The organism is Rubripirellula reticaptiva (assembly GCF_007860175.1).
Lineage (GTDB): Bacteria > Planctomycetota > Planctomycetia > Pirellulales > Pirellulaceae > Rubripirellula > Rubripirellula reticaptiva.
Map to the genome: position 1 here is coordinate 168,399 of NZ_SJPX01000002.1, position 15,303 is coordinate 183,701.

A 15,303-nucleotide genomic window follows, 5' to 3' on the forward strand; every position below is an offset into this window, starting at 1 on the left:
AAGTCATCGGCAGGTTGGGGCACCCGACTAGCCGAGCCAAGCGACTATTTTCGATCAAAATGCGAAGCTCGGAGAAGCGGACAAGAAAAAAAGGCTCTCTGATATTCCCCCCATCGATCGCCTAGGTAGAAGACTATGCTGAAGGCGATCCGATCGACGAACCCTTACGTGACGTACCACTTGATGAGCGAAATGAAGCGCGGACTGCATCTGTCAACCGAATCTAGGGATTTGGACGAAGATGATATGCTGGATGATGACGGCAACCTCCGCCGAGAACCGCCGATTCCAAACGGCGGATCGAAAAGAAAACGCCGCCGCAAGCTAACTCTCGCCGTCCTGCCAACCGCACTAACGCTGGGCAACGGTGTTTGTGGCCTGGCCGCGATCGCAGTTGCGATGAGCGAGACCCTTGCCTGGAGCAACGAAAAACAACTACTTGTTGCTGGGATCCTGATCTTTGGTGGGATGGTATTTGACGCGCTTGATGGATCAGCGGCCCGGATGACGGGCCAGGAGAGCCGATTTGGTGCGGAACTGGACAGCCTTTGCGATGCAATCACCTTTGGTGCGGCGCCGGCCGTTTTGGTGTGGCGATACAACGATGGGGTCTATTTGCCGTTGAAATTGACCTGGGCGATCGGGACTCTGTTTGCCCTTTGCGTGCTGATCCGATTGGCCAGATTTAATACGGAAACAGGCGAAGACGACCCTCACGAAGGCTTCGAAGGACTGCCCAGCCCGGCCGCCGCGGGAACATTGGCTGCGTTCGCAATCGCGATGCCAGAATTGGCCGAGTATGCCGAACCAGGCGTCTATGCCGAAAAAATCCAATGGATGGCCGAAAAAACGTTAGTTCTGTCGCACTATCTGATACCAGGACTGGCACTCGCCCTGGCCTATCTGATGGTTTCGCGATTCCAATACCCGCATGTTTTTCAACAATTGCTGCGCGGTCGTCGCGCTCCCAATCAAATCGGGCAGGGGCTGTTCGTGGTCATCGGTGCGATCGTTTTGCATTGGCTGGCTCTGCCAATTGCATTTTGCTACTTTGCCTTCGGGTCTCCCCTGCGAGCTTTACTAGCCAAGTATCGCGATCGAAAACAAACGACGCCGCCACAATCCAGCGAATCCCCCCAGACCTAGCCACGGCCCGGCATAAAATCCAGCCCCGGCCGACTGCAACCGAGTAGAGAACTTGGCCGAGAAATCTCAACCAGGGCCAGATCTGACAATCCTGATTTATGGAAATAGGGTCACCAACGAACACAAGTTGGCTCTTCTTTTGCTAAATTCGTAGTCGTCAAAGGGTCGCATTTGTCTCTGAGCTGTAATAAACCGTTCGAAATCAGCCACGTCGCATGCGGTGGCATGGGCGCAACCCCCTGTTATTCGATATTTATGGAGGTGCGAAGATTAGGACCGCGGGGACGAAGGATGTTTGTTGGGCATGTCCAACCATAACGTTACTGAATTTGCGATGTCCGTTCCCCATTCTTTGCCATCCCGATCGTTCGATGTCGCTGAAGGTATTTCATAAATGCACCGAGTTCCGACCCGCGAAAAGAAAACGCCTCAGCCGCATAGCAGTCCCTTTTACAACCACCTCGTTCCTGCCTACCAAGCACTTTGGCCGGCCGTAGCGAAGCGTCGTATCACGGCCGCGATCAAGGCGATGAATTTCCCCGCCAATTCCAAGGTGCTAGAAGTTGGCGTTGGAACCGGCATGTCGCTGGAAAGCTATCCGACCAATATTTCAGTGACTGGCGTCGACCTGTCTGAAGCGATGCTGGCCGAAGCCGATCAGCTTATCGACGAGAACCAATGGCATCACATCAATGTCAGGCCCATGAACGCAGAAGAACTGACATTCGATGACTCTTCGTTCGATATCGTGACCTCGTTCCACACGATCAGCGTTGTCTCTCAGCCCCAACGGATGATGGCTGAGATCGTTCGTGTCTGCAAACCAGGCGGACGCATCCTGATGATCAATCACTTCCGCAGCGACAATCCCTTGATCGCTCGCGTTGTGGATTCAGCGGGCAATATCACGAAACGGCTTGGATGGCGGACGGACATCGAACTCGACGAAGTGGTTCGCGAGTTGCCGCTACGTCTGGATAGTCGCTACAAACCCAATCCGCTATCACTGTTCACCGTGATGGAAGCCACATGCAAGCCCGAACAGATCGCCGCCGCTGAACCGGCATCGGTCTAAAACCGCTTGATATTGCACAACCCGGCACTCGCTGACAAAGACAACAGCTAAAGTCGGTGCAGGTTGGGCATCCATGCTGATCGAGCGTGCGCTGCGAACGTCGCTCCCGTCTTTGATCATCGCTACCGAAAACCCAAGAACAGGACGGCCGAAGAATGGCCTTTTGGCCAGTTCCTGGTTTGTGTCTTGGCAATGCCGAGCCTTCGGTTCGAGATCAACAAGGAAGGAAAGCTGGATGATCACCAGCAACCACGCCGTCATCTTGGCGACCAAAATCGCAAATTCGAAATCTTCGCTGATGGTCGCATCGTCTCGGTCACCGAACTCGAATTCGCAATCGACGACACTGACTCGAGCGCCAACGCAATGTTCTTTGTCATGGTGAAGGGCTTGGCCGACGAACAAGCCGGACCTGTCGAAGTCTTCGTCAAAGTCGTCGTCGACGGAAAGTCGATCGGAAAGCGACCCATTTCAGCTTTGCTCGAAAACGTCAGCTAGGACACGCCCTGCCGACGGCAAGTTACTTCGCAGACTTCATTCGCTCGGAGAGTAGATCCGCGTACACTCGACCGACGTCGCCCATGTAGTGACGCGGGGCGTCGGCCGAAGCAGCCTTCATCCGCTCTATCGCTTCGTCCCTATCGCCCAGCGCATCGGCGTATAGGCCCAAGTACAACTCGCCGTAGAACTTCGCGTCTTCCGCGGCCCCCGACTCGGGCGCTCGCTTGACGACCCAGTTGATCCGATCCCGAACACTTTTGGTGTTGCCGCTGGACAGCATTTCCAAAACTTCGTTCATCGGTTCACGGCCATCCCCAGGCGCTGGCAACAACATCTGCCTCGCCTTTTCAGGCGAATCCGCCTTGGCGACACAGACGAAATGCCAGGCCGCATTTTCGACATCGTGTGGATTGACAGCGCGGTGCTTGGCGAACTGCTCAGCCGCCGCTTGGTACTTTCCGACAAAATACAGAGCGATCCCACGCTGCCACAGATAGGGCATTTGCGTCGGCACTTTTTCGATAAACCGATCAAACTGCACCACAGCCTGGTCAGGCTTGCCGGATCGCAAGTAAACGTCGCCAGCCTCGACCATCGCTTGAACGTTGTCGCCGTAATCAGCGACCATCGCGTCCGCGGCCTTGATTGCCGCATCACGATCACCACGCCGAAGCGATTCACTCGCATCTCTTCGCAGCGATGAAAGCGTTGCCGATTGCATCGCTGCAGGCTCTGTCGCAAGCAACCGTCTACTTTCTTGGTAAACCAGATTTATCGAGAGGAGAAAAAGTCCGGCTAGCAACAAAGATCGCATCATCAAGATCACCTGACCGACGTGTTTGCAACAATCTCGAGAAGTTCGATTGCGGGGACCGAATCACAGTAAATCAGCGCTGTTCGGCCGTACAGAACATCACCAACTTGGCAGTGCATCAACTGGGCGAGAGATGGTCCTGCGTGAACTTTCCAGAGCCCACACAACTGAACTTCACGCAGCACATTGTGCTCGATCAAGACTCGTCCCAAGGGCGTTTTCTGGCTCTCGATCCGCCGCCAAACTTCGTCCGCAAGCGCGGTCGTGTCCAATCGAACAATCCCGAACTGAACGACTTCGCCGGACTCGGTTCCCGTCAATGTGATCTCGCGGTTGTACCAATTTCCGTTCCGCGAAAAGCGATGCACTTGAACATCGACAGGTTGGTTCCAATGCGATTCGACCGTCACCGTCATGTGGGCGTTATGGTCAAGCAATTTATCGTACGGTGATGGCGCAGAGTCGATTTTTTCGAACACACCAAGATCCGCATGATCGGCCGGTGGGCCGTAAAACTGATCGATCAGTTCGCGTATTTCGACGCGGGCATCACCCGACGATGTAGCTCGATTCATTGCATAGCTCGTCAATTTCAGCAGTTGAATTTCAGCGATTCAGCGGTGCGATCGCACCCAGCTTTACGACGGTGGGCGATGGCATCTCGGGACGTTCCAAGACGGTGTCGACCAAAAAGTAAAACAGCCGACGCAGTTCTTCGACGTCCAGTTCATCCGCTACCTGCTCGGCACGAGCTTGGTGTTTATCGACCAGTGCAAATGCGGTTTCGAACACGTTCGCCTTGTCGTACAAACGACGAACTGCCGCCAATCGATGGTCGTCGCCAAGTTTGCACTGCGGGTCAGCCAGCGACAACAGTTCGTCTTGGCCGGCTTCGTCGAGCGCTGCAAGCGCCAATGCCCACAACAGCGTCGGACGACCGCCAAACACGTCACCGCCAGCGGACATTTTGTTGCTGTCGTCGCCAATCCAGTCACCCAAATCGTTCAAAATTTGAAACGCAACACCCATATTGCGACTGAACGTGCGAATCGCTTCGCGATAGGGTTCGGCGTCGCCCGCTAAACGAATTCCGCTTGTCAGAGCCGCTTCGAAAGCCGGTGACGTTTTAAGCGAGTAAACCTTTAACGCATCCAGCGGCGTCAGACGACGATCGCGAGCGTCTCGCCACAACAATTCGGCACCTTGTCCTTCAGACAATCGCAAGTGCGCCGCCGCCAACGAATCGACCAGATCGGCACGCACCTCGGCATCAACCGGGTCATCCGGATCAGGGCGGCTTAGCAATCGATACCCTAGACCGATCAAGTAGTCGCCGATATTGATGGCCGTCGGTAATCCGAATCGACGATGCACCGCTAGCTGGCCGTACCGGTACGCATCGTCATCTTCGATGTCGTCGTGAACCAGACTCGCCTTATGGAAAGTCTCGATGCTCATCGCTGCACGTCGCACCGATGGCGGAATGCCCGCAATCGCTTCACTCGCCTCCGGGCCGGTCGCGTGGCCACCGGTCATCGCATCGTAAGCCGCCAAAGTAATGAAGGGCCGCGAGTGCTTGCCGCCTCGTGCTAAAAAGTCATAAGCAATGTGCTCGGTCGCCGCGATCGCGTCCATAGATTCGATCGACTCAAGCGTTACTGCTTCGTCGCTAACCGGTGCTTGGCTGCGAATTCGCGGAGCCAACTTGTCCATCGATTCGCTGGTAAACAATTCGCCCGCGGCACGCATCAAGTGAACGTAACTGCGAGTCGCCTGAGTGGCTGGTTTGTACGGCGTTCGGATCATCTGATCGACCCACGCCTCATCAACCTTGGTGTTTCGGCAATCACTGCTAAGCAGCGGCACGGCCATGCAGGGGATCCCCGCCAACAGGACCTTGTCGATCGCTTTCTCAAGCACGTTCAAACAGGCCACCCCCACGACCGCATCGACGTAACCGCCGATGATGATCTTCATCACCACGGGTGAACCTTCGGCGACCAAAACGCGGTAGCCCATTTCTTCGGCCAAGCCACGGAAATCGGCGATGCTGCAAGCACCGCATTCCTTACAGTTCATGCCGAACTGATCGTATTCGGCGGGGCATCCTTCGGCGTGCTTCAAACAGTGCGGCAACAGAAACAATCGTCGTTCGGGCGGAACCGCGGCCAACGAGTCTTTCCAAAACGAACTGCTTAGCATCACCATCAACCAGCCCAGATAGCCCTCGGGCAAATCCGCCTCGGCAATCATTTGGCGAGCGACTTTCTCCATGTCGTCCTTGGTCATCGGAACGCTATGGTCCAGCTTCGCCGCGACCTCATCACACCGAGCGCGCAGACTCTCACGCAGCTCAAGCGTTTCGGGAACGTCCTTCAAGTGGCTGGTTTTGCGACGGCCCGGACGTGTGGACTCGGTGGCTTCAGCGGTACTTAGATCGGTCGACAATCGTCTACCTCGGTGTCACATGGGGTGGGAAGGGACGCACCGACAGCGAACTGTCGCGAGAGTCGACTCAGGGATCTTGGGGTGTGTATGGAGGTGGGTGTTTTCGCAGCACTTCGGATCTCAAAGCTTTACCCAATGCCGCCGCCGTGAAAATCAGAGGATAAAGCCGTTCATAGTACCAGAGCTTTGCAAAATAGAACCCGATCGGCCATGGAACTTGGTGCCGCTTCTGATCGATGCTAGAAAGCAAAAACTGGACTCCGCCGATTATAGCCTGATCCCGCCGCGCATTCCCACCGGCGATCGGTCCATTCCGAGGCGAACTTGGTAATGTTTGGTTGGCGATCAACGCCGACGCCAAGGCATCCACAGCCAAAGCGGTCTCCTCGACACTGCTAATGACGGCTTTGTCACCATCCGACCCACGTAGGGTCCAATAAGAGGCAATGGAGTTTCCACCACCCCAACCGCCATCCGAATTCTGGCTTTCCACCAAAAATCGTGTCGCCCGATCAACCGCAGCCTGCGAAAGGCCAGCTCGCCCCCCAACACTTGTCGCCGCCATCAGAACTTTTGACGTTCCGTAAATCGGATTGTCTTCATCCGGCCGATCTTGGTTCCCGAACCAGAGGGGCAACCAGGCTCCATCTGCTTGTTGAGATTTCGACAAAAACTTTGCACCGCGTTTGATCGCCGCTTCTGAATTGATCTCTTGTCCCGTTTTAACGGACAAAGCTCGGACCGCATGACCGGTCAGATCGGTGCTACTACGATCGAATGGTAACTTCCCCCAACCGCGACAGAACGTGGGCCAACCGCCATTGCGGTTCTGTAGTTTCAGCAACCAGCGCTGCCCTCGCTCGATTGCCAGATCGATCGAGCGAATCGAGTCCAAATTCTTGCATCGCTTTTTGGCATGCGCAAGCGCAAGGATCGCGGCTGGCGTATCGTCGCTGTCGGGCACCGCGCCGCTAAGGTCCGTCCATCCCCATCCCCCCGGTTCGGCACCGGTGAAGGGGTGCCGAGTCAGGTGCTGACAGGACAAATGCCAATCCAGTAACTCGTCGCTGTACCACTTGCTATCGTCCTCGGGATCCGACGCCAACGCATCGATCGCAAGCGACGTGACCCACGTTGCCAAATTCGTGTCGATCGGCCAACTGCCGTCGTCCAACATCGAATCGGCCAGAAACTTCAACCCGCGTCGGCTGACTTCGTGATCGCTCCGTCCGGTTACAGCCAAACTCATCACGACGAACGACGTCAACGGAGTCGCTTCTAGATAGCCGCCGCTTTCGGGTTGCATCTTACCCAGCACTTTCATTGTCGGATTGACCGCGGCGGCACGGACCATACGCCAAGGCCAAAACGTTCGACGCCCCAAAAAATGCCGCGTCTGCCCGATCGCCACCAGTGCAGGAATCGCATAGCTGACCACTGGCATTTGCAGAAACCGATACATCGACTGAGGGAACACCGCAGCCTCGAACGGCAACGAGGCAACGTCGTCCCAGTCGATCAGCCCAGCGATCGCCATGTTGGTCATGATCGGCACCACAAACGTCTTATCCGTTCCGTAACGACGACGCAGCCCTTCGATGCCGCCACCTTTAAGAATGTAGTCGTCTAGCCGATCCCGCGAATGATCATCAAGCGGCTGACACCCAGCCTTTATCGCCAGTTCCGATGCGGCCAGCACCAAATAGCTGGTCGCAATGTTAGACAAACTGCGATCGGTATCACCGAATCCACCGTCCGCGTTTTGCTGAGTCCTCAGAAAATCCATTCCCCTGGATACCTGTGACACACAAAAGGGCGAGGAAAATTCCTGACCATGCACGATCGTCGCCGCGATCGCGCTGACCGCGGTTGCCGTACTTAACGCCGACGCTGACAATTGGCCAGTCCAATGCCCATCGCTGGTTCGCTGATCGAGCAGTTCACCTCGCAGTTGATCCAGCGCCAGTCGAGCCCGCTGTTGCAAATCGCGTCTATTCTCGGCCCCCGGTCTTTCGTCACTCATCCGGCCACGCTGCTGCTGAGTCGAATCGCATCGTAATTAGTTGATTTGTGCATGCCGCGATTGTATCGTCAGCCCTGCATTCCCAAAGCCACCATCCCGACCGCCGCACCAAATCCCACCGATAACCTCATGAAACGTCGCCAATTCGTCCGAGCAACCGCAGCAGCGGTCGCTCTGTCTGCCGATCCGCTGCATCTTGTCGCTCGCGATCCGATCCATCGCCAAGGTCCACCGCGATTTCAAATCGGACTGGCCGCTTATTCGCTACGCTCCCAATTCCGCTTCATGAAAGGCAAACCGCAGACGCCGTCGAACGACGGACCAGCGATCGACATGATCGGCTTCCTAGATTACTGCGTTGCTCAGAACGTCGACGCAGCGGAACTGACCAGCTATTTCTTCAAGCCGAAACCTGACAACGACTATTTCCTAAATCTAAAACGTGAAGCTTTCGAGCGCGGTGTCACCATCTCGGGAACCGCGATTGGAAACAACTTCACGGTCGGACGCGGCCCAAAACTTGATACCGAAATTCAAGAGGCGATCACGTGGATCGACCGAGCGGCCAAGCTAGGTGCGCCTCACATTCGCTTCTTTGCCGGCACGGCGGCGCAGCTCGCCTCGGCACCCCAGCGGATCGAAGAAGCGTCCGAAGCACTCAATCGATGTGCCAAGCACGCGGCAACTCAAGGCATCTTTATTGGCGTCGAAAACCACGGCAACTTGACCAGCAACCAGATGATGGAATTGATGCGGCGTGCCGACAATCCGTGGATCGGGATCAACCTGGATACCGGAAACTTCTTGTCAGACGACCCGTACGGTGACTTGGAAAGATGTGTCCCCTACGCGGTCAACGTACAAGTCAAAGTCACCATGAAAACGCCCGAAGGAAAGGCATATCCAGCGGACATCGATCGAATCGGTAAGATTCTAAAAGACGGCGGCTACCAAGGCTTCGTGATCTTGGAATTCGAAGAAAACCAACCCTACGATCACATTCCCCCAGCACTCGACCAACTCAGGTCGGCACTCTCGTGATGTCACGTGTAACATGCACACAAAGTCCTGCACTGAATCGCATTTCGCGGTTCTGTCGCCGTCGTTCTAAGTCGTCGTCACAGGACGGCGAGCAGGCGTGTACGTGCAGCAGTCGGCGGGACAGACGTCATGCCAAGGGCCGAGCGGACCGAGCGCTTGCTTTTCGTTAGTTCTACCGAGTCGCTCTTCGACCAACATGCGGATCATCTGAACGAACGTGGGTGACGTTCCGGCCGTTTTCGCACGCGCCATTTTGATGCCGCGTTTCTGACACAACTGAGCCGCCTCTTCGTCCAAGTCGAACATCACTTCCATGTGATCGCTGACGAACCCGATCGGTACAACAACCAACGACCCCAATTTCTTTTCGTCGTCCATCTCTGCGATCGCATCCAATACATCCGGTTCCAACCACGGCTGTTGCGGTGGGCCACTGCGGCTCTGGAAAACCAATCGCCAATCGGGCGCGCCCACCGCTTCGGCGACCAAACGACTCGACTCTTGCAACTGTTTCAAATAGTCACAGTTGTCCGCCATGCTCATCGGAATACTGTGAGCCGTGAATAGGACAGTGGTTTCGGTGGCCGTTGTTTCGATTGAATCGAGCGCCGTACGGACCGAGTTCGCCATCGTTTCTATGAAGCGAGGATGGTTGAAACCCATGCGAACCTTTTCCACCATCGGTGCACCTTCGCCAACTTCTTTTTGCGCCGCGATGATGTTCTCGCGATACTGGCGACATCCGCTGTAACAACTGAACATGCTGGTAAAGAACGCGAGTGCACGTTTGCGACCGTCGTCACGCATTTGTCGCAGCGTATCAGGGAACAACGGATCCCAATTCCGATTTCCCCAATAGACCGGCAAATCAATTCCAGCCGACGCAAACTCGTCTTTGATTGCCGCCATCAATTGGCGATTGTGTTCATTGATCGGACTGACACCACCGAAATGCTTGTAGTGTTCGACGACCTCCATCATTCGTTCGCGCGGCACCCCTTTGCCACGAAGTACGTTTTCCAGGAACGGCAAAACGTCATCTGGGCCTTCGGGACCACCAAAGGACACCAACAGGAACGAGTCGTAGGCGGGCAGCGAGTCAGTCATCTTCAAGTTCGGGTTAGAGAGAGATTACATGTCAAGAGAGCATTGCAACTTGTCAAGTTACAACTTATCCGTCATCCCTCGCTCCTCGAGCGCCTTGACGGCCTCGCGAACTCGTTCTTCGGCATGCTTGGGCGCCACCAACGTGGCATCGGCGGTTTGTACAACGATCAAGTCTTCAACGTCGATTGTGACCACCGTATGGCCTTCTTGAGCCATGATGATCGACCCCTTGGTATCGATCCCAATGTGAGAACCGACAACCGTGTTGCCGTTTTCGTCGGGGTCATTCAACCGCGACAATGCCTGCCAACTGCCGACATCATCCCAAGGAAACGGCGCCTCGATCATGACGACATTGTCATATGATTCCATCACCGCGTAATCGATTGACGTTCCCTTGATCGCCGTGAACTCGCGTTCCAAAACAGCATCAAATTCGGGCGTCCCCATCGCACCGGCAATCGCGTGCAGGTGCTTGCTCATTTCCGGAACATTTTTCGCAAGCGCATCCAAGATCGTGGACGCACGCCACAAGAAGATGCCACTGTTCCAATAGAACGTACCGGCATCGACGTACGATTCCGCAGTCGCTCGGTCAGGCTTCTCGCGAAACTTCTCAACACGGAATGCCGAGACACCATCGGCTGGAATTTCATCAGCCCGCTGGATGTATCCAAATGACTCGGCTGGGTAGGTTGGCGTGATTCCAAACGTCACGATCCGAGTCGGATCTTCATCGATCAGTTTTTCTGCCGCCGCCAAGGCCGCCTGAAACTTCTCGGGTGAGGCGATCACGTGGTCAGACGGCATCACGACCATCGTCCCATCTGCATCGATTCGCTTGATGATTGCAGCGGCCAACCCCACACAGGGTGCCGTGTCACGCTTGCACGGTTCGCCGACCACGTTTGCCGCAGGCAATTCCGGCAACTGCTCGCGAACCGCCTCGGCCAAGATTTTATTGGTGACGATCATTTGACGATCAGGAGGAATCAAATCGCCCAGCCGATCGACGGTCGATTGAATCATTGTCCGCTGGCCAGACAGGGCCAGCAATTGCTTAGGAACCAGTTTCCGACTGGCGGGCCAAAACCGAGTCCCGCTTCCTCCGGCCATGATGACAGCGTGCAACATTGAATAATCGTCAAAAAGAACCATTCAACGCTCGCCGAAAAAGCCAACGCGACTGATCGGCAGCGTTTGAACGGAAAACCGTACCCGACCGAGGCGACTGCGTGAAGATCCCGCGATCGGCCAGCTCCATCTTTCATGGCCGACCCGCGATCCAACCGATCGCCTGCGACCGACCCAAGGCAAGAAGAATGGCAGGGAAGAAACGATTGACCAGAAACGTTCGATCATGGCGTGTGAAATCAAGCCTGGATCGTCTAAAGTTCTGGAATCGGCCCCTTTCCCATTTTGATGGTTGGACATTGCTTTGACGGAACAACCCGCGTTTGATTCGGAACCTAAAGAGCCCAATGCGCCGCCGAGCATCTGGCAGGAAAACCACGGCAACCTGCTGCTTGGATTTGCAGCCATCGTTGCAATTGTGGGTGCCTTGATCTTGCTTTACAGCCAGAATCGATTCATTCCTGTTCGGTTTCCAGACGGTGACGCGATTATCGATCCTGAATCGGATGTAAACGGTGCGGAAGAGTCCGAAGGAATCTACATCGACATCTCCGGGGCCGCTAACGAGACCGGGGTGATGCGCGTCGCTCTGTACGAAACTCAAGAGTCGTTCAACAATATCGAACGAGCTTTCTTGCGCTCGACCGCAATGATTAGCGAAGGCAACGCCCGAGTCCTGGTCCCGTTCGAACTGGTGCCCGAACGTTTTGCAGTCGCCGCTTTCCACGACGAGAACGAAAATGGCCTGCTTGACCTGAACCGATTCGATGTTCCTGTCGAACGCTACGGGTTTTCGCTAACCGCCAAAGGATTGGCCGGACCACCAAGTTACCAAGACGCGGTTGTCGAACGCCCCAAAGTTGGCAAGTCGATCCGAGTATCCATTCGCTAAATTGCCCGGCCGCATTCAGCAATGCTTCGTCACCGGCGCGATCACTCGGACGACGCTTCTTTTTTGGGCTCTACCCGGTTTGGCTCTGCGCGATTTGACTCTGCCCGATTTGACTCTGCCCGATTTGACTCTGCCCTGCGGCGGCGTTCGGCAGTTGGAACGCCGGCGATTTGATCGCTTGTCCGCCGTCCGGCTCCCAAATAGTCACTCCAGCGACGTCCGCCGTTGATGTCCGTTGGCCCCGGTGCGATCAGAAACACTGCACCAAGTCCAAAAATCAATCCTGCCATCATCGATCCGACCGTCAGCACGGTGCCGCCTGGACCGAGCGGCTTTTCAGTCGCTTGGGGTGGACCGAGCTCGGCGATCAAGTTAGTGGACAGTGCGGCACTGCGAGTCGCGTTGGCTTCGGCAAGAGACCGTTCTGCTTCACCTAGCAGTGCCGTGCGATGCTTTACCTCGGCATCAATTTTGGAATAGTCCGTACGGATCGTTGCCAAGTGATCAAGCCGTTGCCTTAGACCGGTTTCGCGGACTCGCAAGCGAGCCAATTGCTCGCGTTTGAGTCGCAACTCTGGCTCCATCGCTCGCAGCGCCGCGGCAGTCTCTTGCTGCATCCGCCGTTTGATTTCGTTTTCAGTGGCCGTCGCTGCTTGGCGTTTGGGATTCTCGGACGTGTAAATGCCGGCCAATTGGCTGGCGGCCAACTGTGCATCAATCAAACCGTCTTTCAACCGTTGTAGCGAAGGCTGGCTAGCAAGCAGGTCACTGCCGCTAACCAACAATTTCTGAGGATCCTCAACACCGGCGACCAGCACCGAATACAACGACTCCATCTTTTCGAGCTCAACTTCGACCACTTGAGCTTCGCGAGTCGTTTCTTCTAAGGTTCGGCGGTTGGTACCGTCACCGCTGATCGTATCGTTTAGGTTTCGAAGGTCGCCAAGGTCAGCACCAAACTCGATTTCAATTTCGCGCATCTTCGCAGAGATATCGTCCAGATTTCGCTCGGCATGATCGCGTGCGTGACTCAGTTCTTCGATCACGCTGTCGGCACGAACGCGGCGAACGTTTCGTAATTGTTCCGTTAAATTGTCATACATAGCCCGACAGAACTCAGTCGCTCGCTCGGGACTGTTGGACTTCACTTGCAGATAGACAACTTCGGTATTGCCGAATTCAGATCCCTTCGGGGCCACCAGATTCACAACGTTGGTGGCGACATCGTCAATCACCTCGGTGCTAGGCCATTGGGCGTCAGGCTTGCCCGACGGAGGACCAATTTGCCGAAGCGCAGCGGCAACCACTTCGGGATTTTGAGTCATTTCCAAGATCGTTTCTTGAGCTGCCTTTAGATCCGTCTGGCTTGCAAATCGCCCAAGACGGTCCAGCGACGTCGTTGCTTCGTCTCTGACAACAAGCGGCTGCCGAGCCGAATAAACATCGCTGCTAAAGAATGCGTAGACGATGCCGATAGCACCGAACACCATGATCGCGCCAACCCAGAGCGGTGCGAAAAGGACCAAAACGTTGCGAACGTGTTTCCACGGAATGGGTGATGAGTTCATATCGTTGGCTGCAAAAAAGATCGAAACTTGCGGATTCCCCAGCTTGGGAATCCGGTCCCACGGAACGCGGCACCCAAAACACTAGGTCGCCACAGACGCGTGAAGTCCGAAATCAGCCATTGATCGGCTGAAGACACAGCCGGTCGTACCGATCATGACTCTTGTTCCGCTTAGAACTTGTACAGCAACAGCAACGAGTAGTAGATGTCGTTCGGCTTGGCCCCTTGCGGAGTGCTGTCGTATCGATCGGTCGCAGCAAGTTTCAAGCTCAGGTTGTCGCTGCCGTCGAGCAGAATTTCCCAAGATGCATCCGCCACCAAGCGGTAGTTCGTGAAGTCATCCCAAGCCGGAAAGTAATCGACTTTTGCCTTGAACTTCTGACGTTCAGTAAGTTGCCGCTCGCCTTCGAAACCAAACACGGCTTCCGGCGTCCAACTGTCATCGGGCGACCCGATCTCCTTCGACGCACCAGCACCGAAGCGAGTGATGAAAGTGATGTCGTCCGTTCGGATCCAGTTGTACGCCAAACCAGCGTTCGTGTTGACGCGCAGATCAAAGGCCTTGAACTTATCCCATTCGAGACCGAACTTACCGAAAGCCGACCACATGGGATTTCCGAGGACACGATCGTAATCAAGATTGAATCGGCCGTTATCTTCGGTCGTGACATCGCGGCTGCTGGCTTGTCGGTAGTCGACATCGATTGCAAACGTATACTGGTCCGTTTTTCGCTTCAGTTCCAAGCCGGTTTGCAGCGCCAGCGTTTCGGCGTTACCACCGCTGCCGTCGATGCCGAATTCAGCATTCGAATCCCAGCCCTTCATCCATCGCTGAGGGTATTGGTACCAGCGAACCACTTGGTTTTGCAGCGGAGGCACTTCGCCAACCGTTGCATCATTGATCTCTTGATTGAACGATTCCAACGCGGGTGGCAACTCAGGAGTCGCGGCCGAAGTGGAAGGCGTGTTCGGTGAAGACGCCATATAGCTTTGGTTCAAATCACTCGGGCTGACAAACGGCAGCGGCAAAATATCGCTCTCTGCCGACACAGGCTTGACCATTGATGCCGCAGCGCCAACGTAGGGATTCAGCCGGGCATTGCCGTTGGGATCAACGGGTACTGTGTACGCCGGCGTACTCGTTTTTGTTGCCTCGGTACCGACTGCGGTACTGGCCGTTGTGCTGGGTACCGAATGAGTGGTCGCAATTGACGCAGCGGGTGCGGTTGCTGGCGAAGTCACAGAAGTTGATCCAGCGGTCGATGACGCCGCAGACGTTGCAGACGCAGGCAGGTCATAGCCTGAACCATTGAACGTCGACACACCTTGCATCCAAAGCGGTGTCGCAGCGCTCGCCGAGTCCGCGGGCGTTTCTGCCTTCGCATTTTTTGCAGACAGCAGACAGCAGCAAGCTGCCAACAGAGCGCTCGCGCAAAACAACTTCTCAGAATGATTCATCGCACAAAAGGCCACTCGAGGACTCGGTCGGTGAAGACTGTGGCGATCGATTCGCCACGAACCTAATTTCCTATCAAAACGGTCGACTTCAAGTCAC

At 55.4% G+C, this 15,303-nt stretch carries 13 protein-coding genes; 5 read left to right on the top strand and 8 right to left on the bottom strand.

What is annotated here, in order from left to right; genetic code table 11:
• The first annotated feature begins 135 nt into the window (after positions 1–135).
• The 3 genes from Poly59_RS06845 (at position 136) to Poly59_RS06855 (ending at position 2,719) form a co-directional block, all read left to right on the top strand.
• Positions 136–1,146 carry a CDP-alcohol phosphatidyltransferase family protein gene (locus Poly59_RS06845; protein ID WP_246151451.1) on the top strand — a complete coding sequence of 337 codons (1,011 nt, stop codon included), beginning with the start codon at positions 136–138 and terminating at the stop codon, positions 1,144–1,146.
• 394 nt (positions 1,147–1,540) lie between these two features.
• The gene (locus Poly59_RS06850) at positions 1,541–2,221 is read left to right on the top strand and encodes a class I SAM-dependent methyltransferase (RefSeq protein ID WP_146533380.1); all 681 of its coding nucleotides are present in this window, start codon (positions 1,541–1,543) and stop codon (positions 2,219–2,221) included.
• A 186-nt stretch (positions 2,222–2,407) separates the two neighbouring features.
• Positions 2,408–2,719, top strand: a complete 312-nt coding sequence (locus Poly59_RS06855) for a hypothetical protein (RefSeq protein WP_222436054.1) — start codon at positions 2,408–2,410, stop codon at positions 2,717–2,719.
• A 22-nt stretch (positions 2,720–2,741) separates the two neighbouring features.
• Here the strand turns inward: Poly59_RS06855 and Poly59_RS06860 are convergent, their stop codons facing one another.
• The 4 genes from Poly59_RS06860 to Poly59_RS06875 form a co-directional block, all read right to left on the bottom strand.
• Positions 2,742–3,467 carry a tetratricopeptide repeat protein gene (locus Poly59_RS06860; protein ID WP_186776072.1) on the bottom strand — a complete coding sequence of 242 codons (726 nt, stop codon included), beginning with the start codon at positions 3,465–3,467 and terminating at the stop codon, positions 2,742–2,744.
• Between the two features lie 77 nt (positions 3,468–3,544).
• On the bottom strand, positions 3,545–4,111 hold the full coding sequence (locus Poly59_RS06865; RefSeq protein WP_146533383.1) for a hypothetical protein: 567 nt from the start codon (positions 4,109–4,111) through the stop codon (positions 3,545–3,547).
• Positions 4,112–4,142: 31 nt separating this feature from the next.
• A complete protein-coding gene (locus Poly59_RS06870; protein ID WP_146533384.1) occupies positions 4,143–5,984 on the bottom strand; it encodes a polyprenyl synthetase family protein in 1,842 nt (613 codons plus the stop codon).
• Positions 5,985–6,051: 67 nt separating this feature from the next.
• Positions 6,052–8,007, bottom strand: coding sequence for a prenyltransferase/squalene oxidase repeat-containing protein (locus Poly59_RS06875; RefSeq protein ID WP_146533385.1), 1,956 nt, complete (start codon positions 8,005–8,007; stop codon positions 6,052–6,054).
• 129 nt (positions 8,008–8,136) lie between these two features.
• Between Poly59_RS06875 and Poly59_RS06880 the strand changes: the two genes are divergently transcribed.
• On the top strand, positions 8,137–9,048 hold the full coding sequence (locus Poly59_RS06880) for a sugar phosphate isomerase/epimerase family protein (RefSeq protein ID WP_146533386.1): 912 nt from the start codon (positions 8,137–8,139) through the stop codon (positions 9,046–9,048).
• A gap of 66 nt (positions 9,049–9,114) precedes the next feature.
• Here Poly59_RS06880 and Poly59_RS06885 read toward each other — a convergent pair whose 3' ends face one another.
• Complete coding sequence (locus tag Poly59_RS06885; RefSeq protein ID WP_146533387.1) at positions 9,115–10,155, bottom strand: ferrochelatase; 1,041 nt, start codon at positions 10,153–10,155, stop codon at positions 9,115–9,117.
• Between the two features lie 57 nt (positions 10,156–10,212).
• Positions 10,213–11,289 (bottom strand): mannose-1-phosphate guanylyltransferase, encoded by a 1,077-nt coding sequence (locus Poly59_RS06890; RefSeq protein ID WP_146533388.1) that lies wholly within the window; start codon positions 11,287–11,289, stop codon positions 10,213–10,215.
• Between the two features lie 304 nt (positions 11,290–11,593).
• Here Poly59_RS06890 and Poly59_RS06895 point away from each other — a divergent pair, with 304 nt between their 5' ends.
• Positions 11,594–12,181, top strand: a complete 588-nt coding sequence (locus tag Poly59_RS06895; RefSeq protein ID WP_146533389.1) for a DUF2141 domain-containing protein — start codon at positions 11,594–11,596, stop codon at positions 12,179–12,181.
• Between the two features lie 41 nt (positions 12,182–12,222).
• Here the strand turns inward: Poly59_RS06895 and Poly59_RS06900 are convergent, their stop codons facing one another.
• A complete protein-coding gene (locus Poly59_RS06900) occupies positions 12,223–13,749 on the bottom strand; it encodes a GumC domain-containing protein (RefSeq protein WP_146533390.1) in 1,527 nt (508 codons plus the stop codon).
• A gap of 170 nt (positions 13,750–13,919) precedes the next feature.
• Entirely contained in the window at positions 13,920–15,206 is a 1,287-nt protein-coding gene (locus tag Poly59_RS06905; protein ID WP_246151452.1) for a DUF481 domain-containing protein, read from the bottom strand.
• Positions 15,207–15,303: the final 97 nt, after the last annotated feature.